Raw genomic sequence first — 24,278 nt, 5'->3', positions numbered from 1 at the left:
AGCGCGCGTGTGTTCGGCGATTATTTCGCAGGTTAGCCTCACAAGATTTACTTGAAAAATTTCCGCCAAAACGGTGCAAAATTGCGACTGACCGTTGCACGTTCAATGCGCAACTCTGGCTTGCAGCCACGTTCGACAAATATTTCCATCCTGTGCGCTCGATCGGCAGTTGACCCGGGCATTTTGTGTTGCAATGCAGCGTACCGCGGTATCAGGCTGCATTGTTGCCCTCCGGCGGATGCCGTCGGCGAGGGCGGATAAGTCCGACCTGAAGGAGTTTCCCCAAGTTGACTGACAAAGCATTCGCAGTTCGCAGGAAGGGCATCATCCTTGCGGGGGGCTCCGGCACCAGGCTCTATCCGCTTACGCGCGGCGTCTCGAAGCAACTGATGCCCGTCTTCGACAAGCCGATGATCTACTATCCGCTCAGCACACTGATGCTGGCAGGCATCCGCGACATCCTGATCATCACCACGCCGGAAGACGCGGCGCAGTTCCAGCGCGTGCTCGGCGATGGTTCCGCCTTCGGCGTGGCATTGTCCTACGCCGTGCAGCCCAGCCCCGACGGTCTTGCCCAGGCCTTTCACATCGGTGCCGATTTCCTTGGCGATGCCCCCAGCGCCTTGGTGCTGGGAGACAACATCTTCTACGGTCATGGCTTGCCTGAATTGCTGCAAAGCGCGAACCAGCGCACCAGCGGCGCGAGCGTGTTCGCATACCGCGTGAACAATCCCGAGGCTTACGGTGTGGTCGCCTTCGACGGGGATGGTCGCGCCATCTCGATCGAGGAGAAGCCTCCGGTCCCTAAATCGAACTATGCCGTCACCGGGCTCTACTTCTACGACGATACCGTGGTCGAGCGCGCCCGGGATTTGAAGCCGTCTCCGCGTGGCGAACTGGAAATCACCGATCTCAACCGGCTTTACATGGATGATGGTGCCCTTTCGGTAGAGATCATGGGCCGTGGCTACGCCTGGCTCGACACCGGCACGCATGGGTCGCTGCTCGACGCTGCGGCCTACGTTCGCGTCACCGAGGAACGGCAGGGGCTGAAGATCTGCTGTCCGGAAGAAATTGCCTGGCGCCAGGGATTCATCACGACCGCCGAACTGGAAGCGATCGCGCAGCCGCTGCGCAAGTCGGGTTACGGCGAATACCTGCTCCAGATCCTCGACCAGAAGGACAAGCCGTGAACGTCATCCCTTGCGATATCGAAGGCCCTGTCATCATCGAACCGAAGGTTTTCGGGGATGATCGCGGCTTCTTCTTCGAAAGCTGGAACATGTCCGCCTTCGGCGCCGCAGGTCTGCCGACGGCCTTTGTTCAGGACAACCACAGCCGTTCGCAGAAAGGTGTGTTGCGCGGCATGCATTTCCAGAACCCAGCGCCCCAAGGCAAGCTGGTCCGTGTGGCGCGCGGCGCGGTATTCGATGTCGCGGTCGATCTTCGCGCATCGTCGCCCACGTTTGGCAAGTGGGCCGGGGTCACGCTTTCCGCAGAGAACAAGCGCATGTTCTGGGTGCCGGAAGGCTTTGCGCACGGTTTCCTCACGCTCGAGGACGACACCGACTTCCTCTACAAGTGCACCGCGCCCTACGCTCCCCAGCACGAATGCAGCCTCGCTTGGGACGATCCCGCGGTCGGCATTGAATGGCCGCTGGACGGCGTTGACGTGAAGTTGTCGGCCAAGGACGCCGTTGGCCTGCCGCTCGACAAGGTTCCGGTGTTCGCGTGAAGAAGGCTCTCGTTACCGGGGTCAACGGGCAGGTTGGTAAGGCCTTGCTCGCGACGGCTCCTGAAGGCTGGACCTGCATCGCGCTCGATCGAGCAGCTCTTGATCTGGCAGATCCCGCAGCGATCGAGCGGCTGGTCGCTGACGAACGACCCGATCTCGTCCTCAATCCGGCCGCCTACACCGCGGTCGACAAGGCGGAATCGGAACCGGATCTGGCCTTCGCCATAAATGCTGCCGCTCCGGGTGCGTTTGCGCGGGCACTGGCGCAGACCGGCGGTCAACTTGTCCAGGTATCTACCGACTTCGTGTTCGATGGCAGCAGTGGCACCGCTTACCGGCCGGACGACCAGCGCAATCCGCAGTCCATCTACGGTGCCAGCAAGGCGGCGGGAGAAGACGCTGCGGGCGATGCTGCGATTATCGTCCGGACAAGCTGGGTCTATGCTGCCGGTGGTGCCAATTTCGTGCGAACAATGCTGCGGCTGATGCGTGAGCGGGACCAGTTGCGCGTTGTAGCAGACCAGATCGGCTCGCCGACATGGGCAACCGGCCTTGCCCGCACGCTCTGGGGTCTCGCACAGGCCGGCACGCCCGGAGTCTACCACCATCGCGACGCGGGCGTTGCCAGCTGGTACGATTTTGCCGTGGCCATCGCAGAGGAAGCGCAGGCGATCGGCTTGCTCGACAGAATTCCCGCGATCACACCGATCGCTACCTCCGACTATCCCACGCCCGCCCGCAGACCCTCGTTTTCCGTCCTAGACGTCAGCACTACGCGCGGCTTGCTGGGAGATGATGCGGTGCACTGGCGGCACAACCTGCGAACAATGCTGGAAGAGGAAAAGGCACTTGGCTAACCTGCTCGTCACCGGCGGGGCCGGCTTCATCGGCGGCAATTTTGTCCACTACTGGGCGAAAACCCACCCCGATGATGCCATCATCGTGCTCGATTGCCTGACTTACGCCGGCAATCGCTCGACCATTGCAGGCGTCGAACAGGCGGAACTGGTGGTTGGCGATATTCGCGACACCGATCTCGTCGACAAGCTGCTGCGCGAACGCGACATCGCCACGATCGTGCACTTCGCGGCGGAAAGCCATGTCGACCGTTCGATCCATTCGCCGGATGCGTTCATCGACACCAACGTGCTGGGGACCAACAGCCTGCTCAAGGCGGCGCGGGCGGTCTGGCTGGACACGGGCACCGGGCGCGACCACCGCTTCCACCATATCTCGACCGACGAAGTCTACGGCTCTCTCGGAGCGCATGATCCCGCATTCTCGGAAGCGCACCAGTATCAGCCGAACTCACCCTATTCGGCGTCCAAGGCTGCCTCGGACCATCTCGTGCGGGCATACCACCACACTTATGGCCTGGATACGACCACGACCAACTGTTCGAACAATTACGGACCTTATCACTACCCCGAAAAGCTGATCCCGCTGTTCATCCTCAATGCGCTGTCAGGCAAGCCATTGCCGATCTACGGCGATGGCATGAACGTGCGCGATTGGCTCTATGTCGAAGACCATTGCCGGGGCATCGAGGCGGCCCTGCAACGCGGCGTGGCGGGGGAAACCTACAACATCGGCGGCGGTGAGGAACTGCCCAACATGGCGGTGATCGACCGGATCTGCACTGAAGTCGATCGCGCCTTTGTCGAGATCGATGGCCTTGCCGATCGCTACCCTGATGCGCCGGCGGCAAGGGGGCGGGCCACCAGCGAACTTAAGACTTTCGTCGAAGATCGCAAGGGCCACGACCGGCGCTATGCCATCGACGAGACCAAGGCGCGCAGCGAAATCGGCTATGCGCCCCTCCACGATTTCGAGGAAGGGCTGCGGGGAACGCTTCGCTGGTACCTTGAAAACGAAGATTGGTGGCGGCCCCTGCAGGCACGCTGAGATCGATCGGCCGTCCGGCATCAGGCAGTCGATCACTCGCTTCGGCGGTCAGCTTCTCCAGATGCCGCGCGTGTCGATCGTGCGCGTGCCGGCGCGGCGCTCGGGCTGGTTTTCAATGAACTGGCGGTGGTCCACCAGCAGCACCAGCACGTCGGCGGTGTCATACGCCTGCGCCATCGGCACGAGCGTGACGCCCTTGGCGGCAAGGTCGGCCGGAAGCTCGTCGATATAGGGATCGACCGCCCAGATGCCATGCGGGAAGAACGGGGCGAGGTTGCCCACGATTTCCAGCGCGGGGCTCTGCCGCATGTCGTCGATGTTGGGCTTGAAGGTCAGCCCGAACGCCGCAACCTTTACCTCGCCCGCCTTGATCCCCTTTTCGACGGCGACCTCGTTCACCGCGGCCATGACCTTGCCCGTCACCCAATGCGGCTTGTGGTCGTTCACCTGCCGCGCGGTGTGGATCAGGCGTGCCTCGTCGGGGGTCTGCGACACGATGAACCACGGGTCCACGGCAATGCAGTGCCCGCCGACGCCCGCGCCAGGCTGCAGGATGTTTACCCGCGGGTGCCGGTTGGCGAGCGCGATCAACTCCCACACGCTGACGCCCAGCTTGTCGCAGATCAGCGACAGCTCGTTGGCGAAGGCGATGTTCACGTCGCGAAAGGCGTTCTCGGTCAGCTTGCACATCTCGGCCGTGCGCGCGTCACTGATGACGCATTCGCCGCTCACGAACGTGCGATAAAGCGCCGCCGCCGCTTCGGAACAGCGTGGTGTCATCCCGCCGATCACCCGGTCGTTGGCGACCAGTTCGCGCAGGATGTGGCCCGGCAGCACCCGTTCGGGGCAATAGGCGATGCGAATGTCCGAAGCCTCGCCCGCCTGCTGCGGGAAGGTCAGGTCTGTGCGCGCAGCCGCCAGCCAGTCTGCCAGCTTTTCGGTCGCACCCACGGGGGAGGTGGATTCGAGCACCACGAGGTTGCCCGCTTTCAGCACTGGCGCGATTGCCTTGGCGACGGCCTGAATATGCGAAAGGTCGGGCTCGTGCTCGTCCTTGAAAGGCGTCGGCACGGCGATGAGGAAGGCGTCGGCAGGTTCCGGCACCAGCGTGGCCCTCAGCTTGCCCTGGAAGGTCGCCGCCTGCACCACCATGTCGAGATCGGGCTCGACGATATGGATGCGTCCCTGATTGATCGTCTCGACCGCGCCGGCGTTGGTGTCCACGCCGATCACCTCGATCCCGCGCGATGCGAAAACCGCGGCGGTGGGCAGGCCGATGTATCCCAGCCCGATCACCGAGATGCGCTGTGGGCGCGCGTCCCGGCCGGCCTTGCCGACCGCGGCCGGCTGTCGCTTGACCGTCTTCATGCCCACTGCTCCAGCACCTTCCGTATCCGTTCGCACGCCTGGCCATCTCCATAGGGGTTGTGCGCAAAAGCCATGCGCCGATAGATGTCTTCGTCCTCGAGCAGTTCGCTCACGCCATCGACGATCTGGTCGATGCTGGTGCCGACCAGCCTGACCGTCCCGGCGTCGACCGCCTCGGGCCGCTCGGTGGTTTCGCGCATCACCAGCACCGGCTTGCCCAGCGCCGGGGCCTCTTCCTGGATACCACCCGAATCAGTCAGGATCAGGTGGCTCCGCGCCATCAGGGACACGAATGGCAGGTATTCCTGCGGCTCGATCAGGTGGACGTTGCCCTTTCCAGCCAGGATCCGCCCTACGGGATCGCGCACCTGCGGGTTGAGATGCACTGGGTAGACGAAATCGACATCGCGATGCCGCGCCGCCAGCTGCGAGATGGCCTCGCAGATGCGTTCGAATCCGTCGCCGAAGTTTTCGCGCCGGTGCCCGGTGATCAGTACGGACCGCGCATCTTCGCGCAGCAATCCCGAAAACCGGGAGGAGGCCTGCGCGGCAAGCGCGGCATCGGCTTCGAGCCGGTTCTTGATGATCAGCAGCGCATCGATGACCGTGTTGCCGGTGACGTGGATGTCCGCGGCCGAGACGTTTTCTGCGAGCAGGTTGTCGCGCGACCTTTCCGTCGGCGCGAAGTGCATGCTGGCGAGCGCGCCGGTCAGCTTGCGGTTCGCCTCTTCGGGCCAGGGCGAATAGAGGTTGCCCGTGCGCAGCCCCGCTTCGACATGGCCCACCGGGATCTGCTGGTAGAAGCAGGCGAGCGTGGTGGCAAAGGTCGTCGAGGTGTCTCCATGGACCAGCACGATATCGGGGCGAAAGTCGGCCAGCGGTTCCGCCATCCGGTTCAGGATCGCGCTGGTAATGCCCGAAAGCGTCTGGCCCGGCTTCATGATGTCGAGATCGTAGTGCGGCACGATGTCGAAGATCGCCAGCACTTGGTCCAGCATTTCGCGATGCTGCGCCGTCACGCAGACGCGCGTCTCGAATCCCGCCGTGCCCGACAGCGCCCGAACCAGCGGTGCCATCTTGATCGCCTCTGGGCGAGTTCCGAAAACGATAAGGACTTTCAATGGCATAGGGCTTGGACGACTCGCGCGTTAACGGCAGCCTGATAGAGGATTAGTGTTAAATCCTCGGAAAGCCGCGGTTTACTTTGCGTCGATTTTCGTCTGCCCCTCGCGATTGGAGCGTGGGCGGGGCCAGCGGTCCGCGATCAGCCCGCGCCCGGCACCGTGAAATCGTGAATGTGGATCACACCCACCGGCCGGCCAAGATCTTCCCAATCGAAGGCGCTGTTGCCGGTGTCCACCACGAACAGCGCGGTTATCTTGCTTTCGGCGAGGACGGCCAGCGCATCGCCCGCCCGCGCGGCGATCGAAATGGTCTTGGGATTGCGCGTCATCACGTCGGCCGCGCAGGATGTCAGCAATGTGTCGACATGGCGCCTGAGGTCGCCGTCCGTGATGACCCCGATCAGCCGGCCATCGCCATCGATCACGCCGGCAATGCCGAGGCTCTTCTCGGTCATCGTCACCAGCACGTCGCGCATCGGCTGGTCGGGCGAAACCAGCGGCATGTGGTCCGCGCCGCGCATCACGTCGGCCACCGGCATCAGCCGTGCGCCGATTGCACCGCCGGGATGCAGCGCCTGCAATCCTTCCCGCGTCACGCCGCGCACCTGCATCGTGGCGATTGCCAGTGCATCGCCGAGCGCGATCGTCATCGTGGTGGAGGTTGTTGGGGCAATGTTGGCCGGGCAGGCTTCCCGCGCTTTGGGCAGCAGCAGTTGCACGTCGGCGCGGCGCATCACCAGACTGTCCGCCGCCGATGCGATGCCGATGACCTTGCAGCCCAGGGTGGTCGCGTGGGTCAGGATCGGGCGCAGTTCGGCGGTGTTGCCCGAGTTGGAGATTGCCAGCAGCGTATCGCCAGCAACCAGCATGCCCAGGTCGCCATGCGCCGCCTCTGCCGGATGGACGAAGATCGCCGGCGTGCCCGTCGCGGCAAAGGTCGCTGCCATCTTTCGGCCGATGTGTCCGGACTTGCCCATCCCGGTGACCACCACGCGCATCGACGTCGCAAGGATGAGGCGGACGGCGTCGGCGAAACTTTCGTCGAGCAGGGCGGACAGTTCGCCCAGGGCCTTGGCCTCGGTATGAATCACCGCGCGCCCGCGGCTGATCAGTTCGGCTGATGTTTGCGGCGATGCTGCAGTAAACTGCGGCTCGTCGATCAAAGCATGCGACTCGGCAGGGCCTTGATAGCTGCCGTGGTTCAAGACATTGCGCATTGCAGTCCGGTCCCTGACTGACAAGATTACCCGTATGTTAGGACATGATCGGCGTGATTAAGCAACATCATAACTGCAGGATCGCTCCCTCCGTTACTTCACGGCAAACGATCGATATATAGTCCATTATGGTCCTGTTCACCGCTACAGTGCGTCGAACGGATTGCGCGGGCCGACATCCTGCCAGGGCTGGCCGATCCAGCGCGACACCAGATCGCGTCCTTTCCAGTAGGCGTTGACGCGACGCGAATTGATCGCCTGCGCCGCAGCATAGTCCGGCATGCCCGCCGGCACGAAAGGGTTGCCGCGCGAATAGGCCCAGATCTCGGTGCGGCGGGAAGGGCGCACCGATGGCCCGCGCGCATGGAAGCCGAACGTGTCGGCCACTACCAGCGTGTTGGCGGGCACGGCAAAGCGCATCGGCCCCGGCAGGCCCATTTCGGCAAGGTCATCCTCCTGCACCCGGAAAGAACCGCGCGCGGTAAGCCGTTCGGCTTCGGGCGCCGCAAGGCTCATCCGCTTTTCCCAGGCGAGCCGCTGTTCGGTCAGCCGGTGCGAGCCGGGAACATAAGTCAGTGGCCCTTCGTCCTCGGGCACGTCGTCCAGGAACAGCCAGGCCTTGGCCGATGGCTGGAACGCATCGGCATGCAGTCGCAGCTGCGGGTCGGTCTGCGCGGTCCGCTCTCCATCGCCGCGACGCGCCAGGATGGTCTGGACGTACGAGACGGGTTCGACATCGAAGCTCGAGACATAGCGGATCAGCGCCTGCCATTCGGGATGCAGCGATAGCGCGCGCAGTTCGGGGATCGCCCCCAGCAACGCCGGATCGAGCGCGAAACGGCGCGTTACCGCATCGCCCTGCACCATGTCGCGACAAGGCCCCTGCCAGGCGGCCAGGCCTTCGTGAAGGCGTGCGAACACCGCCGGCGGCAGGAAGTTGCGGCGCATGACGAAGCCGTCGCGGGCAAACGCCTCGCGGTCTTCGGCCCTTACGCGCGGAGCGACGCGCGCGCGCCGTCGGGCGGCCATGGCGTGCGCGGCACGTACCCTCGTCACGTGCAGACCCGCCTCGTTCAGCCGTCGCGATCCGATCAAGGGGTGGTCGATGAAGCTCTTGGCCCCGGTTGCCAGCGTGGCGGTCCACCATGGCATCAGCAGTATCGTTCGCAAAAGACCGGTCATCGCGCGGTGATGCCCGCAGCATGGGTCCGGCGCAACGCGATTTGCCGCAGCTAACGGACTTTACGTCGCACAAGTCGATGGCCTAGGCGGCGTGGACAAATTCCACAGCGTCACGGCTGGAGGCACAAAGCGCCAGCGCGAGAAGGCGAGGCGGAGCAATATCGGGAATATTGCGAGCCGAGCCGACGCTGCGATGGCGCTTTTTGGTCCAGCCCCTTCTGGGTTATCCTGTAAGAGGCCCCTGCGGCGTCGCTCAGCCTTGATGGAGGCCCACTCCACCTGCGGCCTCGCTCCTTGCCGGGGCCTTCACCAGGGAAACCGTGGCGTTGCGGAATTTATCCACGCCGCCTAGAGCGGCCATGGCGTCGGCGCGCAATTCTCCAGCACCCGACGGGGACGGAGCGCATACGTGGCGATACTCGTGACCGGCAACGCCGGCTTCATCGGCTTTCACACCGCCAGGACCCTGCTCGAACGCGGCGACGATGTCGTCGGGCTCGACGTGGTGAACGACTACTACGATCCCGCGATCAAGGAAGCGCGCCTGCGCATCCTCGAGGAAACGGCGCGGCGCACCAATGCGTCCTACACCTTCGTGCGCGCCAATCTCGCCGATCGGGCGGTGGTCGAAGACACCTTCGCCCGCAACGATATCCGCAAGGTGGTCAATCTCGCGGCGCAGGCCGGGGTGCGTTATTCGATCGAGAACCCGCACGCCTATGTCGAAAGCAACATCGTCGGCTTCACCAACATCCTCGAGGCTTGTCGGCACGGCGGGGTAGAACACCTCGTCTATGCCTCGACCAGCTCGGTCTACGGCGCGAACAAGGCAATGCCGTTCAGCGAGCACGTCGGGGTCGACCACCCGCTGCAGTTCTATGCCGCGACCAAGAAGGCGAACGAGCTGATGGCGCACAGTTACAGCCATCTCTACCGCCTGCCGACCACGGGCCTGCGCTTCTTCACGGTTTATGGACCGTGGGGGCGGCCGGACATGGCGCTGTTCCTGTTTGCCAGGAACATCATTGCCGGCAAGCCGATCGATGTGTTCAACTATGGCAACCACACCCGCGATTTCACCTTCGTTACCGACATCGTCGAAGGCGTGATCCGGGCGCTGGACAAGCCGGCGCAGCCCGATCCGGCGTGGGATGCCCGCAACCCCGATCCGGCCACGAGCAATGCGCCCTACCGGATCTACAACATCGGCAACAACGCACCGGTCAAGCTGACCGAATACATCGAGGCGCTCGAAGAGGCGATCGGCCGCAAGGCGGAGCGCAACCTGCTGCCGCTTCAGGCGGGCGACGTTCCCGATACCTTCGCCGACGTTTCCGACCTGGAGCGCGATCTGGGCTACAAGCCGCGCACCAGCGTGCGCGACGGCGTTGCCGCCTTCGTCGACTGGTATCGCCAATATCACGGTCTTGCCTGACGCTACCCGTCGCGGCGGGCGGCGTCGGCGCTGGTTCGCCGATCAGGCGGCGCGCGTTGTCCGGCCCATCGCGCTCAGCGCGTTCTTCAGCGCATCGAGGCTGACCGGCTTGACCAGCAGCGGCGCATCGGGGGTTTCGTCGGTATCCTCGAGCGAGGCATGCCCGCTCAGGTAATAGAACGGCGTGCCCTGTTCCTGCAGCTTGCGAGCCACCGGCGCAGAAGTGGTGTCGCGCCCCAGCGAAAAATCAAGCAGCGCACAATCGATGGGGTTGCTGTCCAGCACAGCCAGCGCCTGATCGACAGTCGCGGCGGATAGGACAGATTCATGACCCAGATCGGCGAGGCTTTCCTCGAGCAGCATGGCCAGCAAGGGTTCGTCTTCGACGACGAGTATCTTCATATTATTCCTAACCGGGCGGAAGCCCACCACGACTGTGGCCCCTTCCGGCCCTAAGCGGTATATCACAGTACACTATTGACCAGGATATTAACCCGGTTTGGTCCGTTGCAGCAAACCGCACATCGCATTTTCCGCAGATTGAGTCCGATCCGGTCTGTTCAGAGTGAAAAAATCGTCTCTTCATAGTGAGTTGGTTCAGGCGGCCGAACCCGATTCGTTTTCGGCGCCCAACGCTTTTGCCAGCGCGGACCAGTTGGGGCGACGCCCCCGCGCCGTGGCTTTTGCTCTTGTCGTCATCGTTCACTTCGGACTCGCGCTTATCGTGTTGCGCGGATTGAGCGCGGCAGGGTTGTTGCCCGAACCTGCGCGGTCGGTGCTGGTGGCGACCGATGTCGCGCTTGTCGAACCTGCGCCCAGCCCCACGCCGACCCCAAGCGCAACGCCGGCGACTTCGCGGCAGGAGCAGGGCAGGGAGGGGGCAGCAGCGCGCAAGGCCAGGGCGACGCAGGTCGTCGCGCCAAGGCCCCGCCTGCCGGTACCCTCTCCGGTCAACGCCGCGCCCGCTGCTTCTATCGGCAACGACACGCGGTCGGGCGCCAGCGCGGCAGGCGATGCCACCGGGGGCGGTTCGGCCGGCGCCGGCACGGGCAGCGGTGGTACGGGCAATGGTGCGGGTGGACGGTATGTCGCCACGCGGCCAGTCAAGGTCGCCGGCGATATCACCTCGGCGCGCGATTATCCGCGCGAAGGGCGCGATGCCCGCATCGGGCGCAGCGTGGTGATCCTGCTGACGGTTGGAACCGATGGGCGGGTCGCCGGTTGCAGGGTCTATCGGCCCAGCGGCGATCCTTCCGCTGATGCCATCACCTGCAAACTCGCCACGGAACGGTTCCGCTTCCGGCCGGCCCTCGATCAGAACGGTGTTCCCGTCGAAGCGACCTTCGGCTGGGAGCAGCGCTGGTTCGCGCCCTGATTGCTGCACAAGCGAGCAATATGTCTTTTGTTTCAGCCCTTGAAATGAAGGATAAATGCGACAAAATCTCCATAAGGAAGCCAAATCTTGCTGCATCGCGGCGCAACTGAATCGCGTTTGCGGCGTTTGGTTCATCGTACGCACAGTTTCTGGACATTCGGGGCCTGCTATCGATGACGATCGAACATCACATTGCTTTCGGCCGCCAGCGCCAGCTGACCGGCTCTGCGGCCGTTCTGCCTTTCTTTGCCGACTCGCCCGCCAACATCCCCCAGGCTGTGGCCCAGCCCCTGCGTCTGGCGCTGATCGGCGGGTTCCGCCCGCGCAAGTGCGGGATCGCTACGTTCACCACCGACCTGTTCGAACAGATCGGTCTGCATCGCAGTGACGTATCGGTCGATCTCCATGTGATCGACAGCCCCAGCGACCCGCACGCCTATCCCGACGCGCGCAGCGTCATCCGCGCCGATTCGGTTGAGGACTACCGGATCGCCGCGCGCCGCATCAACGAAGACGGCGTGGATGCGGTCTGGCTTCAGCATGAATACGGCATCTTCGGTGGTGAGGCTGGCGACATGGTGCTCGATCTGATCGATCGAGTCGCCGCGCCGCTGATCGTCACGCTGCACACTGTCCTGGCGGAACCGAGCGCCGACCAGCGCCGCGTGCTTGATCACATCCTGCGTCGCGCCAGCCGGATCATGGTGATGAGCCACCATTCCTGCGGCCTTCTGGCGCGTGAATATGGTGTCGATCCGGCCCGTATCGCGGTGATCCCGCATGGAGCGCCCGATCGGCCCTTTGGTCGTACCGAAGCCTTCAAGGCCCGCCTCGGCCTGTCGGATCGCCCGGTGATGATGACATTCGGCCTGCTGGGCCCGGGCAAGGGGCTCGAAACGATGATCGAGGCGCTGCCCGCGATCGTTGCGGAGCATCCGCAAGCGATCTATCGGATCGTCGGCGCCACGCACCCCAACCTCGTCGCCAGCGAAGGCGAAGCCTATCGCGACCGCCTGGTCGCGCTCGCCGAAAAGCTTGGCGTTGCCGGCAACATCGTGTGGGACAACCGCTTCCTCGACACCGACGAACTGCTCGACGCGATCGAGGCCTGCGACATCTATGTCACGCCCTATCCCAACCTCCAGCAGTCGACATCGGGCACGCTCAGCTATGCCGTCGCGCTGGGCAAGGCGGTCGTGTCCACCCCTTACGTCCATGCGACCGAACTGCTGTCTGATGACGTCGGCATGCTCGTGCCGCCGCGTTCGGCAGACGCGCTGGCCGATGCGGTCAACGCGCTGCTCGGCGATCCTGACCGGCTTTCGGCGATGCAGCGCCGCGCCTACGCCCGCGGTCGCGAAACGATCTGGCCCCGCTTTGCCGAAGCCACCGCCGGCCTGGTGGAGGACGTGGCCGTCGCCAGCGTGAAGCCTGCCAACGTGCTCGCCACGCCCGGGTTTACCGGCGTACGGGCGATGAGCGACGATACCGGCATGTACCAGCATGCCATCGGCATCGTCCCCGATCGCCGCCACGGCTACTGCATCGACGACAACGTCCGCGCGCTGATCCTGATGGGCGAGGCGGACGCGGTGCCGCTGGCCGAACGCCAGCGCTGGGCCACGGTCTACGCCTCGTTCATCCAGTATGCCTGGAACCCTGACGAACGCCGCTTCCGCAACTTCATGGCGTTTGACCGGACGTGGTGCGAAAGCATCGGTTCGGAAGACAGCAACGGCCGCACCCTGTGGGCGCTGGGCCACGCCATCGGCCACGCGCCCGATGCGGGCCTGCGGGCCTGGGCGCGCCAGTGGTTCGATATAGCCGTCGGCCCGCTGTCCGAAGTATCCTATCCGCGCGCCACGGCCTTCACCATGCTCGGCGCGATCGAGGCGCTCAAGGTTCTGCCCGATCATGCACAGGCGCGGGACATCGTGCTGCGCGGCGCGGACATGCTGCACCGCCTGCTTCAGGCCGAGCGCCGGCCCGACTGGGCCTGGTTCGAAACCGTGCTCGGCTATGACAACCCGCGCATGCCGCAGGCGTTGATTGAAGCGGCGCGGCTGATGGACCGGCCGGACTGGCTCGAAAGCGGGCTCGATTCGCTTCGTTTCATCTGTCGCCAGCAGATTTCCGCCAGCGGCCGCTTCCGCGCTATCGGGTCGGAAACTTTCCACCGTCCGTTCGAAACGATGCCGTTCGACCAGCAACCGCTCGAAGCGTGGGCTGCAATCGATGCCTGCGCGGTCGCGTGGGATGCCACCGGCGACAAGGCCTGGCTCGATCATGCGGAGGCTGCCTACCGCTGGTATCTTGGCGAAAACGACCGCGGCGTGGCTTTGGGCGATATCGCTTCGGGCCGTTGCCGTGATGGCATTACACCCCAGGGCGCGAACGAGAATTGCGGCGCGGAATCGATTCTGGCATTCCAGCTTTCATATTACGCGATGCAGGCGCTGGCCCGGCGCGCACGGCCAAGGGGCCGTCCGACCGAAACGGCGCGAATCCTGGGGAGTGCACTTGTCGACCGACCGCAGCAGGACGCACACCAGCTTGCGAATTCTTGACGAACGTCTGCATGCCGATCCTTCGCGGGTAGTCCTGCGGCCATTCCATCTGGGATGGTCGTCGGACACCGCGCAAGGATCGCGTCCGGCGCGCCTCGTTGCCGACATTCTTGCCCTTCCGCACAGGGAGGCGGCGGAGGAGTACGTGCGCGTGCTCGCCGATTTCGAGGAGCGGCATTGGCAGACCGAGCAGCTTTTCCTCGAACGTTATAGCGAAGTGGAGGAACGCCTCTGCCTTGATGGCGATGCGATCGACACTGTCCGCAAGAAGCTGATCGGCGCCTATTTCTGCCATGAATACACTTATGCCGCCGCCGCGCTGATGAACCCCAGCGTAGTCCCGCATCCCGATCAGTCGGGCATGACCGGCGGCGCTGTCCGCTTCGTGATGAGCTTGCGCGCGGTGGGCGAGGGTCACATCAGCTCGATCGTGTTCCGCGAAGGCATCGCCCATGCCGACGGCACCTTCCAGCTCTGGCCGCAGAGCCACTTCGCCACCGCGATGGGAATCGACGATACCTCGTTGGTCGACGCCGACAGTGCCGTCACCGTGCACCGGCATGCCGAATCAAGCCTGTCCAACTCGGTCATCTTCCCGATCACCGAACAGCAGAAAGGCGGGCTCGAGGACTTGCGGCTGGTGCGCTTCGATCATGGGGCCGGCGATTTCGAATGGGTGGGCACCTACACCGCCTATTCCGGCAGCTCGATCCGCTCCGAACTGCTGCGCACCCGCGATTTTCGCGAATTCGTGCTCGAACCGATCGAAGGCCGCGCCGGACGGAACAAGGGCATGGCGCTGTTCCCGCGGAAGGTGAACGGCCGCTACTGCATGGTCGGGCGGCAGGATGGGAAGAACCTGTTCCTGATGTATTCGGACCGGCTCGATTGCTGGGACGATGACGGCGTCCTGCTGATGGAGCCGAAGTACCCTTGGGAATTCGTCCAGATCGGCAATTGCGGTGCTCCGATCCTCACCGAAGCGGGCTGGCTTCTGCTTACCCACGGCGTTGGCGCGATGCGCAAGTACGCGCTCGGCTGCGCCCTGCTCGATCGCGACGATCCTTCGAAGGTGATCGCTCGCAGTCGCACACCCTTGTTGACCGCGATCGATGCCGACCGTTTCGGATATGTCCCGAATGTGGTCTACACCTGTGGTGCTTTGAAGGTGGGCGAAACGCTGCTGGTTCCCTATGGTATCTCCGACAGCGCCGTCGGGTTCGCCACGACGACAATCGCGGAAATTTTGCAACTGATGGAATAACCCTCTGATTTTTCAGAAGGGTATGCGTGGAAAAAGACGGGATTTCATGAACGACATCATTCCGGTTGTGCTCTGCGGTGGTAGCGGAACGCGCCTTTGGCCCCGCTCGCGCAAGGCCAAGCCCAAGCCTTTCCTGCCCCTGGTCGGCGATTCCACCCTGTTCGAAGCCACCGTGCTGCGCTGCGATAAGGCTGCCGGTTTCGGCGATCCGGTGATCGTCACCGGTGCCGCCCATCTCGAACATGTCGAAGAACAGCTGCCCGACCGGGCGAGCACGCAGATCATCGTCGAGCCTGAAGGCAAGAACACCGCCGCCGCCATCGCGCTCGCCGCGCTGCGCCTGCCCGAAGACGCGGTCATGCTGGTCTGCCCCAGCGATCATCACATCGGCGATTGCGATGCCTTCCAGTCCGCCGCGCGCGAAGCCGCCGCGCTCGCCGCGAACGGCTGGCTGGTCTCGTTCGGCATCGCGCCGACTGCGCCCGAAACCGGCTTCGGTTATCTCAAGCGTGGCGAGGCGATCGAAGGCACGGCCGGCGCCCGCGTCGAGAAGTTCGTCGAAAAGCCTGATCTCGACCGTGCGCTCGAATTCCTCAGCCACGGCGGCTATTCGTGGAACGGCGGCATCTTCGCCTTCCGCGCCGGCACGTTCCTCGATGAGCTCAAGGCCCACCGCCCGGCCATCCACGACGCGGTCAAGGCTTCGGTCGATGCGGGCAGCGCCGATGGGATGCGCTTCCATCCCGATCCCGCCGCCTTCGCCAGGATCGAAAGCGAATCCGTCGATTACGCGGTGATGGAGAACACCAGCCGCGCCGCGATGGTCCCCGCCGTCATGGCCTGGTCCGACATCGGCAACTGGCAGGCGCTGCACGAAGCGCTCGACCGCGACGAAGCGGGCAACGCGGTGAAGGGCCCTGCCGAACTCAAGGACTGCACCAACGTCCTCGTCCATTCCGACGGCCCGCGCGTCAATGTCGTCGGCGCCTCGAACCTGATCGTTGTGGTCGACAAGGACGAAGTGCTGGTCTGCACGCCCGAGGGCGCTCAACTCGTCGGCAAGCTGCACGGCGCCGCCAATCAGTGAGGGGCCAGTGAGCAAGCTTCCCATCCGCACCGTCGAAAAGCCCTGGGGCAAGGACGTCCTGCCCGCGCCCTTCGTCGCGCCCGAAGGCCAGCGGATCGGGGAGATCTGGTTCGAACCGCCGGCCGATGTGCCCTCGCTGCTGGTGAAGTACATCTTCACCAGCGAAAAGCTTTCGGTCCAGGTCCATCCCAGCGACGAACAGGCGGCTGCCTCGGGCGAGACCGAGGCCACCGGCTATGGCGGCAAGGAAGAATGCTGGCTGGTGATCGATGCCGAGCCCGGCGCCACGCTCGGCGTCGGCTTCACCGGGCCGGTCGATGCCGAAACGATGCGCGCCGCCGCGCTCGATGGCAGCATCGAGGACATGCTTGTGTGGCACCCGGTCAAGCCCGGCGATTTCTTCTACATTCCAGCGAACACCGTCCACGCCATCGGCGCGGGCGTCTCGCTGATCGAGATCCAGCAGAACTCGGACATCACTTACCGCCTTTACGACTACGGCCGCCCGCGCGAACTCCATCTCGACAAGGGCATTGCCGTGTCGAAGGGCGAAAAGCTCGATCCCGCCTTGCGCAAGCACATTCCCGCACACGGCACGGTCGAACTCGCCAGTGGCAAGTACTTCACCGCTCATCGCGTCGAAGGCCTGCCCGACGACGCATTGCGCGCCGCCTATGCGGGGCCCCTGCTGGTCATACCGCGCGAAGGCGAAGTGCGCCTTGGCGACGATGTGCTCCAGCCCGGCGACTGCGCATCGGCCCCCGGCCTCGACGTGCTGACACTTCCCGCAGACGGCCAGTACATCCTCGTCCGCGCCGCCTGACCGGCCAACGCGCACTCAGCCAATCCCCGTCCGCCCTGAGCTTGTCGAAGGGCTGCTCTTCGCTTGCGCGCGTGCACAAGGCCCAAAGGACAAGGACGGTCCTTCGACAGGCTCAGGACAGACGGGATTCGATGGGGAGCACCGGTCCAAGATCGGCCAGAGGCTTCCAGCCCTTCCGTGCCATCCTCATTCGTATCCGCAACCCTTGCGAAGCCGTGCATTTGCGGCAAAACGTGAAGGCATGATCGCCCAGACCATCCAGCTGGCATTGGCGCCGGTGTTCGTCCTCGTCGCCATCGGCAATATCATGAACATCCTCACCACCCGGCTTGGTCGCGTCGTCGATCGCTCGCGCACGCTGCAGCAGCTTCACGCCGACACGACCGGCGAAGCGCACGATGCCGTGGTGATAGAGATCCGCTATGTCGATCGCCGTATCCAGCTGATCGGCCACGCACTGCTGCTGCTGGTGTTGAGCGGCATTGCCATCGGCATCACTGTGGGCACGCTGTTCGTGGGCGAAATGGCGGGCCGCGAATTCCGCACCGCCACCGGCATCAGCTTCTTCATCGCCATCGCGCTGCTGATGGTGGCGCTGATCTACCTGCTGCTCGAAACGCGGCTGGTGTCGAGCACGCTCCGCCTGCCGCAGGCGCTGCTAGAACTGCACCGCCGCGACATCTGATACCCGCCGCGTCAGCGCAGCAGCTTGTCGCCCTTTTCGCGGATCGCACCTTCGATCATGCCCCGCGCAAAGCCGAGCCCTGCGGGGATCTCGACGTCGAACTCGATCGCCTTGTCCTGGATTTCCAGCGCGCAGGGGATGGCAAAGCCCATCGCGCTGACGTCCATCTTCAGGTGGTCCTCGTCCAGCCAGGTCATCTGGATCGACACCGCCCCGCCCAGCATGTCCGAAGCCTTGCCCTCGGCCTCGCCAGCGCGGGCATGCAGACGGCGGCGGACTTCTTCCTTGCCGAGCGTATGGGGGATCGAAATCTTCACGTCGGTTCCTTGGGGGCTGCCAGTTGCGGCGCGGCTTCAAGCCCTTCGCCGTACTTGTAGTCAAGATAGCGCCCGCGCACGGCCAGCGCGTCGAGGTCGCCGGCGGCCAGATTGCGGCTGATCTCGTCGATTTCCTGGCTGATCTTGCCCAGGGCGTCGACCAGCTGTTCGTCGGCATCGCGGCCGCCGCGCTGCTCCTTGCGCAAGTGCGGCGGGATCTTGCGCCAGCTTTCGACCATGCCGGGCAGGTGCTCGCCCACCAGCCGCCGCACTTCGCCGACCGGCGCCAGCGACCCGTCCAGCCCTTCGAGCTGAACCCCCAGCCCATCCAGCTGCACGCCGATGCGGTCGACCAATGACACCGCCGGCGCGGGCAGGGCCGGGCGCTGCGCTTCGAGCCACAGCTCGGTTCGCGCCACCAGCGTGCGCGCATCGCCCGTGTTGAGCGAGGCAAGGTCGGGCACTTTCAACCGGGGATAGGTCGAAAAGAACCAGATCGCCGCCAGCACGGCGAAGAACGTCACGACCAGCCCCGTAAAGCCGATCCCGTCGATCACCAGCCCGGCGACCATCGCGCCCAGCAGCACCACCGAAACCGCCATGGCCACGCGCGCCACCTTGCGGCCGATGTGCCGCCTGCGCACTTCAGCCGAGCGCTGTCCGATCGCGCGGCCGGTTACCCGCCGCCCGCCCTCGCGCTGGCGCACCAGCGACTGGCGCGCCTCGGCCAGGATGCGGTCACTCTGCGAAGCGCTCATCAGCCCTCCAGCGACAGCAGCGGCGATGTTTCAGGGCCGCCAAGCGACTTCGCCTGCGCCGCGCCTTCGGCCCGCGCGATATAGCCCTTCGATTTCTCGACTTCGCCCGAAAGCGTGTCCACGGTCTGCTTCATCGCGTCCAGCGCCTTCAGCTTGAACGTGTCGATCGTGTCCATCGTGTCGTAGATGTTCTGGAACGCGCGCTGCAGCGTCTCCATCGGGATGGTGCTCGATGCTGCCATCTCGTGGATCTTGCCGGTGTTCTCGCGCAGCAGCTTGCCGGTGCTGTCGATGATGTTGGCGGTGGTGGTGTTGAGCGCGGTGATCTGCGCCAGCACCAGCCGCTGGTTGGTCATCGCCTGTGCCACGGTCACCGCCGTGCGCAGCGCCGCCACGGTGGTCGTGCTGGCGCGGTCGACGCCCTTGACCAGTTCGACGTTGTTCTTCTTGACCAGATCGAGCGCCAGGTAGCCCTGCACCGTCACCGCCATCTGCGTCAGCAGGTCCTGCGTGCGCTGGCGGGTGTAGAACAGCGCGCTCTCGCGGATCGCCTTGGCCTTGGCGGGATCGCTGTGGTCAAGATCGAGCGCCGCATCCTCCAGCCGCTGGTCCAGTACCTTGGAGATGTGGATCATCTGCTCCAGGTTGCCCATCGCCTCCCACAGCTTCTGCCGTTCGACGTCGATGGCGGCATTGTCCATCAGCAGCTCGTCCTTGCCGGAAGCGAGCCGTTCGAGGATCGCCTTGATGTGCCCCTGCGCCGATGTGTAGCCGTCGAAATAGCGTTTCAGCTTGTTGCCGAAGGGCAGGATGCCCAGGAACTTGCGGCCTGAAGACAGGTTGCCCTGCCGGCCGGGATCGAGGTCCTCCACCGTGCGGCGCAGCGCGGCAAGGTCCGCGCCCACGCCCGTGTCCTTGTCCATCGCGCGGATCGGCCGGTCGAGGAACCGGTTCGACATGCCCGCCGCCGCGCTGATCTCCTTGCGCCCCATCGCGGTCAGCTGGTCCACGCGCTTGCCGAATTCCGGGCTCTGCGCATCCTGCGCAACCAGGTCGGTGACGAAGGCATCGACCTTGGCCTCAAGCTTGGACTTGGCATCGTCGCTCACCGGCACCAGCCCCGCGGCCTGCGTCGGCGCGACCACCGGCACCGGATCGGGCGGGGTCAGGGTGATGGGAGATGCGGTCTCGGTCGCGGTACTGGCCATGGTGTTCCTGTCGCTCGCACAATGGGCGGGTTGCGCCCAAGATGACCGTCCCCGCGCCGCGGTGCAAGCTGTGTTGTCGATGCAATACAGCCGTTGGTCGATTGAAGCGCCCACTTTTCCCGAGCGCCCCGGGCCACCCACCGTCCGCCCAAGCTCAGGTCGACGGGAAGCTGGCGCCTCGCCCTTTCTTCCTCTCGCCACCGGCGATACGCTCCGCCCATGCCGGATTCCATGCTCGACCGCCGCCGCTTCGCCCTGTCTATCGCTGCGCTTGCCGCCACGCCCGCCTTGGCGCGGGAAAGGGCGCCCAGGCCCCCCAAGCCCTTCCACGGCATCCAGATGCTCGGACGGCTCGAACGCAGTGCGGGCGGCCGGCTCGGCGCGTACATTCTCGACACCGGCACCGGGCAGGGCTTCGGCTGGCGTGAAGACGAACGCTTCGGCATGTGCTCCACCTTCAAGCTGAGCCTTGCCGCGCTAACCCTGCGCGAAGTCGATGCCGGCCGCCTGCCCGCGGACGAACGGCTCGTGTGGTCGCTGCTCGACCTGCTGCCCAACTCGCCCGTCACCGGCGCCGCCAGCGGGCCGCAGGGCCTGACCGTGGTCGCGCTGGCACAGGCGGCGCAGCAGACCAGCGACAACCTTGCCGCCAACATGGTGATGAAGCGCCTCGGCGGCCCTGAAGCGCTCACCGCCTTCTGGCGTTCGCTGGGCGATACCGTCAGCCGGCTGGACCGCTACGAGACCGCGCTCAACATCGTGCCCGCTGGCGAGGTGCGCGATACGACCTCGGCCCGCGCCATCACGACGAGCCTTGCGCAAGTCCTCGCCGGCAACGTGCTCACCCCTGCCTCGCGGGACATGTTGCTACGCTGGATGAGCGAGACCACCACAGGCCTGAAGCGCATCCGCGCGGGTGTGCCGGCCGACTGGCGCAGCGGCGACAAGACGGGCACGTATATGGCACCGGGAATGTACAGCAAGATCAACGACATCGCCATTCTGTTCCCCCCGGGCAAGGCGCCACTGCTCGCCACCGCGTTCTATGAACCGGCAGACGCGCCGCAGGACATCCGCCCGCAGGACGAAGCCGTGCTGGCCGCCGTGGGCCGGATCGCCGCCGACCGGAACGCGTGGAAGCGATGAACCTGCGCTGCGCGGTCTTCGGCGCCAGCGGCGGCATCGGCGCCGCGCTGGTGGACGCACTGGCCGCGCGGGAAAACGTCGCCGAAGTCTGGGCCGGATCGCGAAGAGGGCAGGGGGATCACGGCAAGGTTCGCGGCTTCGCCTTCGATCTCACCGACGAAGCCAGCGTCGCCGCCGCCTGCGCCCGCATCGCCGCGCCGCTCGATATCGCCATCGTAGCCACCGGCCGCCTCACGCTGGCGGACGGCACTGGCCCGGAAAAATCCTACCGCGCGCTCGATGGCGCGCACCTTGCCGAAAGCTTCGCGATCAACACCATCGGCCCGGCCATCATCGCCAGGCACGTCCTGCCGTTGCTGCCGCGAGACCGGCGCGCCGTGTTCGCCGCGCTCTCGGCGCGCGTCGGCTCGATCGCGGACAATCGGCTCGGCGGCTGGCACGGCTACCGCGCCGCCAAGGCCGCGCTCAACATGCTGATCCGCAACTTCGCCATCGAACTTTCCCGCACCCACCGCGAAGCCGTGGTCGTGGCCCTGCATCCCGGCACCGTGGACACCGGCCTTTCCGCCCCGTTCCAGAAGGGCGTCGCGCCTGAAAAGCTGTTCACCCCGGCCTATTCCGCGCAGCGCCTGCTCGCTGTGCTCGACGGCCTCGGCGCAGCGGACACCGGCAAGCTCTACGCCTGGGACGGCGCCGAAGTGCCGTTCTGATCCTCCTCGGCACGGGCAGGAGCGCGACGGAAAACAGCCCAGCCTACCACCGTCACCCCGGGCCTGACCCGGGGTCCCGCTGCCTTTCGCAACCCCATTCTCAGCGACCAAAAGCGGGACCCGGATCAAGTCCGGGGTGACGAAGCAGGGTGAAGTCCGTCAGTCAAATTGCGATATTGCGTATACATACTGTGCCCGCAAGATGTTTCCAAGTCGCCCTGACCCATGTCCTACAGCGCACCTCCTGCCTAAAATGCGCCCATGCCCGCCAGCCGTCTCCCGATAAATCAGCAACTTGGTCGAACCGGTCGGCCAGGCCACGGCGCGCGCGCCCGTCGGCAGGGGCAAATTGACACTTTCCCCTTTGTGGTCTGTCAACTTTGTCAACTTGGCCGATTTAGGAAGGCCCTTCAACGCCCCCGCCACAACGAAAATCGGCAGGGGTTGCCCCCTGCCGACTCGGTGTTTCGCAATGGTGTTGAAGCGTGTTCAGGCGGCGAGCTGGTAGGGCTCGATCTCGCCGGCAAGGTACAGCTTCTTCGCCTTGGCGCGGCTCAGCTTGCCCGAGCTGGTGCGCGGCAGCGTGCGCGGCGGCACGAGTTCGACCACGCAGTTCATGCCGGTGATCGAACGCACCTTCTCGCGGATCTCGTTGCGCAGCTTCACCCGCTCTTCGGGATCGGACACGCGGCAGTGGACCAGCACGGCGGGCGCTTCCTCGCCGTTCTCGGTCTCGACCGAGAAGGCGGCGATGTCGCCCTGGTGGAAGCCCGGCAGCTGTTCCACGGCCCACTCGATATCCTGCGGCCAGTGGTTCTTGCCGTTGATGATGATCATGTCCTTGGCGCGGCCGACGATAAACAGGTAGCCGCCTTCGTTGACGTAACCCATGTCACCGGTGTCGAGCCAGCCGTCGACCATGCAGGCCTCGGTCGCTTCGGGATCGCGGAAGTACGAGTGCATGACCGAGCTGCCCCGGCACCACACCTTGCCGATGTGGTGGTGGGCAAGGATTTCGCCGTTCTCGCCGCGCACTTCCACTTCCATGCCGCGCACCGGAACGCCACAGTTGACGATGGCGCGGTAGCGGGCAGGGCGGGACAGGTCGCGCGGGGTGCCCGACAGGCGCTCTTCCTCGACCAGTTCGACGCGGATGCCTTCGCCCGGCGGCATGATGGTGACGGCCAGCGTCGCTTCGGCAAGGCCATAGCTCGGCAGGAAGGCGCTCGCCTTGAAACCGGCGCCGGCAAAGGCGTTGACGAAGCCCTGCATCACGTCGGGGCGGATCATGTCGGCGCCGTTGCCCGCCACGCGCCAGCGCGACAGGTCGAAGCGTTCGGCCACATTGGTCTGGCTCGAGATGCGGCGCGCGCAGATGTCATAGCCGAAGGTGGGGGAATAGGAGAGCGTGGTGCCCTGGTTGCGGCTGATGAGGTCGAGCCAGGCCAGTGGACGGCGGGCGAAGTCCTCGGTCTTGAGATAGTCGACCGAAACCTGGTTGGCGATCGGCGAGAGGAAGCAGCCGACGAGGCCCATGTCGTGATACCACGGCAGCCAGCTGACGCACCGGTCGCCGACATCGATCTCCATGCCGTGCGAATGGCCGGCAAGGTTGGCCATCAGCGCGCGATGGGTCACGGCCACGCCATGGGGGAAGCGGGTCGAACCGCTCGAATACTGCAGGTAGCTGATCGCGTCGGGATCGGGCGTCGGCAGCGGCGCATCGCTGGGGGCGACAGCATCGAATTCGGCCCACGACAGGCCGGGGCAGCCCTGCCGCGCGGCGGCGGCGGCGCACATCTCGGCGATCTCGCCGGGATAGACCAGCATCCTGGGGTCAGAGCTGCCGAGCTGGACGGCCAGCTGATCGATGTAGTTTTCCTTGCCGCCGAAGCTCGTCGGCAGCGGCAGCGGCACCGGCCAGGCGCCCGCATACATCGCCCCGCAGAACAGCGCGGCAAATTCGGGGCCGGTCTCGGCGATCAGCGCGACGCGGTCGCCCGGCTTCACGCCGTGGGCGATCAGGCGGTGCGCGGCGACCAGCGCATCGGCGCGCAGTTCGCTGAACGGATAGACGCGGGCAAGTTGTCCACGCGGATCGTGGAAGTTGAATCCGCGTTCGCCATTCGCCGCATAGTCGAGCGCCTCGCAAAAGGTGTCGAAGTCGGCGTAACGGCGCGGCTGCGCATCGTCGTTGGGAGTCGGAATAAGGGCCGCCTTCTCGGCGACGGAACCTTGAACGGTCATGCGATACCCCGAATTCTTGTCGTTACCTTGCGAACCCTCTCTGCGCTCGCAGGTGAATGGTCCATGACTGTCTTCACCCGCCATCGCGCGCATCGGCGGCATCGGCAGGCACCGTTCTCATTTAG

At 65.0% G+C, this 24,278-nt stretch carries 22 protein-coding genes; 13 read left to right on the top strand and 9 right to left on the bottom strand.

Annotation, left to right across the window (positions count from 1 at the left end; genetic code table 11):
• Window positions 1-287: 287 nt before the first annotated feature.
• The 4 genes from rfbA to rfbB are packed head-to-tail and all read left to right on the top strand — an operon-like array spanning window position 288 to window position 3,640.
• Complete coding sequence (gene rfbA, locus AACH40_RS14920; RefSeq protein ID WP_338643069.1) at window positions 288-1,193, top strand: glucose-1-phosphate thymidylyltransferase RfbA; 906 nt, start codon at window positions 288-290, stop codon at window positions 1,191-1,193.
• On the top strand, window positions 1,190-1,735 hold the full coding sequence (gene rfbC / locus AACH40_RS14915) for a dTDP-4-dehydrorhamnose 3,5-epimerase (protein WP_338643067.1): 546 nt from the start codon (window positions 1,190-1,192) through the stop codon (window positions 1,733-1,735). Before rfbA ends, rfbC begins: the two co-directional genes overlap by 4 nt.
• The gene (gene rfbD, locus AACH40_RS14910; protein WP_338643064.1) at window positions 1,732-2,592 is read left to right on the top strand and encodes a dTDP-4-dehydrorhamnose reductase; all 861 of its coding nucleotides are present in this window, start codon (window positions 1,732-1,734) and stop codon (window positions 2,590-2,592) included. The genes rfbC and rfbD overlap by 4 nt, the downstream gene beginning before the upstream one ends.
• Window positions 2,585-3,640 (top strand): dTDP-glucose 4,6-dehydratase, encoded by a 1,056-nt coding sequence (gene rfbB / locus AACH40_RS14905; protein WP_338643063.1) that lies wholly within the window; start codon window positions 2,585-2,587, stop codon window positions 3,638-3,640. The genes rfbD and rfbB overlap by 8 nt, the downstream gene beginning before the upstream one ends.
• Window positions 3,641-3,688: 48 nt before the next feature.
• Here the strand turns inward: rfbB and wecC are convergent, their stop codons facing one another.
• The 4 genes from wecC to AACH40_RS14885 all read right to left on the bottom strand — a co-directional run bounded on the left by wecC (window position 3,689) and on the right by AACH40_RS14885 (window position 8,501).
• A complete protein-coding gene (wecC, locus tag AACH40_RS14900; protein ID WP_338643062.1) occupies window positions 3,689-5,008 on the bottom strand; it encodes a UDP-N-acetyl-D-mannosamine dehydrogenase in 1,320 nt (439 codons plus the stop codon).
• On the bottom strand, window positions 5,005-6,084 hold the full coding sequence (gene wecB / locus AACH40_RS14895) for a non-hydrolyzing UDP-N-acetylglucosamine 2-epimerase (protein ID WP_338643061.1): 1,080 nt from the start codon (window positions 6,082-6,084) through the stop codon (window positions 5,005-5,007). The genes wecC and wecB overlap by 4 nt, the downstream gene beginning before the upstream one ends.
• Window positions 6,085-6,272: 188 nt before the next feature.
• Window positions 6,273-7,223 carry a KpsF/GutQ family sugar-phosphate isomerase gene (locus AACH40_RS14890; RefSeq protein WP_338643059.1) on the bottom strand — a complete coding sequence of 317 codons (951 nt, stop codon included), beginning with the start codon at window positions 7,221-7,223 and terminating at the stop codon, window positions 6,273-6,275.
• 270 nt (window positions 7,224-7,493) lie between these two features.
• A complete protein-coding gene (locus tag AACH40_RS14885) occupies window positions 7,494-8,501 on the bottom strand; it encodes a phytanoyl-CoA dioxygenase family protein (protein ID WP_338643058.1) in 1,008 nt (335 codons plus the stop codon).
• Between the two features lie 439 nt (window positions 8,502-8,940).
• Here AACH40_RS14885 and AACH40_RS14880 point away from each other — a divergent pair, with 439 nt between their 5' ends.
• Window positions 8,941-9,966 carry an NAD-dependent epimerase/dehydratase family protein gene (locus AACH40_RS14880; RefSeq protein WP_169491555.1) on the top strand — a complete coding sequence of 342 codons (1,026 nt, stop codon included), beginning with the start codon at window positions 8,941-8,943 and terminating at the stop codon, window positions 9,964-9,966.
• 42 nt (window positions 9,967-10,008) lie between these two features.
• On the opposite strand, the gene AACH40_RS14875 is transcribed toward AACH40_RS14880, so the two are convergent.
• The gene (locus tag AACH40_RS14875; protein ID WP_338643057.1) at window positions 10,009-10,368 is read right to left on the bottom strand and encodes a response regulator; all 360 of its coding nucleotides are present in this window, start codon (window positions 10,366-10,368) and stop codon (window positions 10,009-10,011) included.
• A gap of 274 nt (window positions 10,369-10,642) precedes the next feature.
• On the opposite strand from AACH40_RS14875, the gene AACH40_RS14870 reads away from it, so the two are divergent.
• From AACH40_RS14870 to AACH40_RS14845, 6 genes are all read left to right on the top strand, one after another.
• Window positions 10,643-11,341 (top strand): TonB family protein, encoded by a 699-nt coding sequence (locus AACH40_RS14870; protein WP_338643056.1) that lies wholly within the window; start codon window positions 10,643-10,645, stop codon window positions 11,339-11,341.
• Window positions 11,342-11,514: 173 nt separating this feature from the next.
• Window positions 11,515-13,908: a glycosyltransferase family 4 protein gene (locus AACH40_RS14865; RefSeq protein WP_338643054.1), complete on the top strand. Its 2,394-nt coding sequence runs from the start codon at window positions 11,515-11,517 to the stop codon at window positions 13,906-13,908.
• Window positions 13,895-15,172 carry a glycoside hydrolase family 130 protein gene (locus AACH40_RS14860; protein WP_338643053.1) on the top strand — a complete coding sequence of 426 codons (1,278 nt, stop codon included), beginning with the start codon at window positions 13,895-13,897 and terminating at the stop codon, window positions 15,170-15,172. The genes AACH40_RS14865 and AACH40_RS14860 overlap by 14 nt, the downstream gene beginning before the upstream one ends.
• Before the next feature lie 46 nt (window positions 15,173-15,218).
• Entirely contained in the window at window positions 15,219-16,259 is a 1,041-nt protein-coding gene (locus AACH40_RS14855) for a mannose-1-phosphate guanylyltransferase (protein ID WP_169491559.1), read from the top strand.
• Between the two features lie 7 nt (window positions 16,260-16,266).
• Window positions 16,267-17,082 carry a class I mannose-6-phosphate isomerase gene (locus AACH40_RS14850; protein WP_338643051.1) on the top strand — a complete coding sequence of 272 codons (816 nt, stop codon included), beginning with the start codon at window positions 16,267-16,269 and terminating at the stop codon, window positions 17,080-17,082.
• A gap of 241 nt (window positions 17,083-17,323) precedes the next feature.
• On the top strand, window positions 17,324-17,767 hold the full coding sequence (locus tag AACH40_RS14845) for a DUF2721 domain-containing protein (protein WP_169491561.1): 444 nt from the start codon (window positions 17,324-17,326) through the stop codon (window positions 17,765-17,767).
• A gap of 11 nt (window positions 17,768-17,778) precedes the next feature.
• On the opposite strand, the gene AACH40_RS14840 is transcribed toward AACH40_RS14845, so the two are convergent.
• From AACH40_RS14840 to AACH40_RS14830, 3 genes are read right to left on the bottom strand one after another with little or no spacing between them, the layout of a single operon-like run.
• Complete coding sequence (locus AACH40_RS14840; RefSeq protein WP_169491562.1) at window positions 17,779-18,084, bottom strand: polyhydroxyalkanoic acid system family protein; 306 nt, start codon at window positions 18,082-18,084, stop codon at window positions 17,779-17,781.
• Window positions 18,081-18,842 (bottom strand): hypothetical protein, encoded by a 762-nt coding sequence (locus tag AACH40_RS14835; protein WP_338643050.1) that lies wholly within the window; start codon window positions 18,840-18,842, stop codon window positions 18,081-18,083. The genes AACH40_RS14840 and AACH40_RS14835 overlap by 4 nt, the downstream gene beginning before the upstream one ends.
• Entirely contained in the window at window positions 18,842-20,050 is a 1,209-nt protein-coding gene (locus AACH40_RS14830; RefSeq protein WP_169491564.1) for a toxic anion resistance protein, read from the bottom strand. Before AACH40_RS14830 ends, AACH40_RS14835 begins: the two co-directional genes overlap by 1 nt.
• A gap of 231 nt (window positions 20,051-20,281) precedes the next feature.
• On the opposite strand from AACH40_RS14830, the gene bla reads away from it, so the two are divergent.
• Both bla and AACH40_RS14820 read left to right on the top strand, forming a co-directional pair.
• The gene (bla, locus tag AACH40_RS14825; protein WP_338643048.1) at window positions 20,282-21,196 is read left to right on the top strand and encodes a class A beta-lactamase; all 915 of its coding nucleotides are present in this window, start codon (window positions 20,282-20,284) and stop codon (window positions 21,194-21,196) included.
• Window positions 21,193-21,906, top strand: a complete 714-nt coding sequence (locus AACH40_RS14820; RefSeq protein WP_338643047.1) for an SDR family NAD(P)-dependent oxidoreductase — start codon at window positions 21,193-21,195, stop codon at window positions 21,904-21,906. Before bla ends, AACH40_RS14820 begins: the two co-directional genes overlap by 4 nt.
• A 489-nt stretch (window positions 21,907-22,395) precedes the next feature.
• Here the strand turns inward: AACH40_RS14820 and AACH40_RS14815 are convergent, their stop codons facing one another.
• On the bottom strand, window positions 22,396-24,153 hold the full coding sequence (locus tag AACH40_RS14815; RefSeq protein WP_338643045.1) for a fatty acyl-AMP ligase: 1,758 nt from the start codon (window positions 24,151-24,153) through the stop codon (window positions 22,396-22,398).
• Window positions 24,154-24,278: the final 125 nt, after the last annotated feature.

The organism is Novosphingobium olei (assembly GCF_037076535.1).
GTDB lineage: Bacteria > Pseudomonadota > Alphaproteobacteria > Sphingomonadales > Sphingomonadaceae > Novosphingobium > Novosphingobium olei.
Note: the sequence above shows the minus strand (reverse complement) of the source record. Positions and strands in the feature narration are given on the sequence as shown.

Excerpts from the sequence above, each read along its gene's own strand:
- AACH40_RS14845 (WP_169491561.1), top strand. The coding sequence starts at position 17,324 with ATGATCGCCCAGACCATCCAGCTGGCATTGGCGCCGGTGTTCGTCCTC.
- AACH40_RS14835 (WP_338643050.1), bottom strand. The coding sequence starts at position 18,842 with ATGAGCGCTTCGCAGAGTGACCGCATCCTGGCCGAGGCGCGCCAGTCG.
- AACH40_RS14820 (WP_338643047.1), top strand. The coding sequence starts at position 21,193 with ATGAACCTGCGCTGCGCGGTCTTCGGCGCCAGCGGCGGCATCGGCGCC.
- AACH40_RS14865 (WP_338643054.1), top strand. The coding sequence starts at position 11,515 with ATGACGATCGAACATCACATTGCTTTCGGCCGCCAGCGCCAGCTGACC.
- AACH40_RS14830 (WP_169491564.1), bottom strand. The coding sequence starts at position 20,050 with ATGGCCAGTACCGCGACCGAGACCGCATCTCCCATCACCCTGACCCCG.
- AACH40_RS14855 (WP_169491559.1), top strand. The coding sequence starts at position 15,219 with ATGAACGACATCATTCCGGTTGTGCTCTGCGGTGGTAGCGGAACGCGC.
- wecC (WP_338643062.1), bottom strand. The coding sequence starts at position 5,008 with ATGAAGACGGTCAAGCGACAGCCGGCCGCGGTCGGCAAGGCCGGCCGG.
- AACH40_RS14875 (WP_338643057.1), bottom strand. The coding sequence starts at position 10,368 with ATGAAGATACTCGTCGTCGAAGACGAACCCTTGCTGGCCATGCTGCTC.
- bla (WP_338643048.1), top strand. The coding sequence starts at position 20,282 with ATGCTCGACCGCCGCCGCTTCGCCCTGTCTATCGCTGCGCTTGCCGCC.
- AACH40_RS14815 (WP_338643045.1), bottom strand. The coding sequence starts at position 24,153 with ATGACCGTTCAAGGTTCCGTCGCCGAGAAGGCGGCCCTTATTCCGACT.
- AACH40_RS14885 (WP_338643058.1), bottom strand. The coding sequence starts at position 8,501 with ATGCCATGGTGGACCGCCACGCTGGCAACCGGGGCCAAGAGCTTCATC.
- wecB (WP_338643061.1), bottom strand. The coding sequence starts at position 6,084 with ATGGCACCGCTGGTTCGGGCGCTGTCGGGCACGGCGGGATTCGAGACG.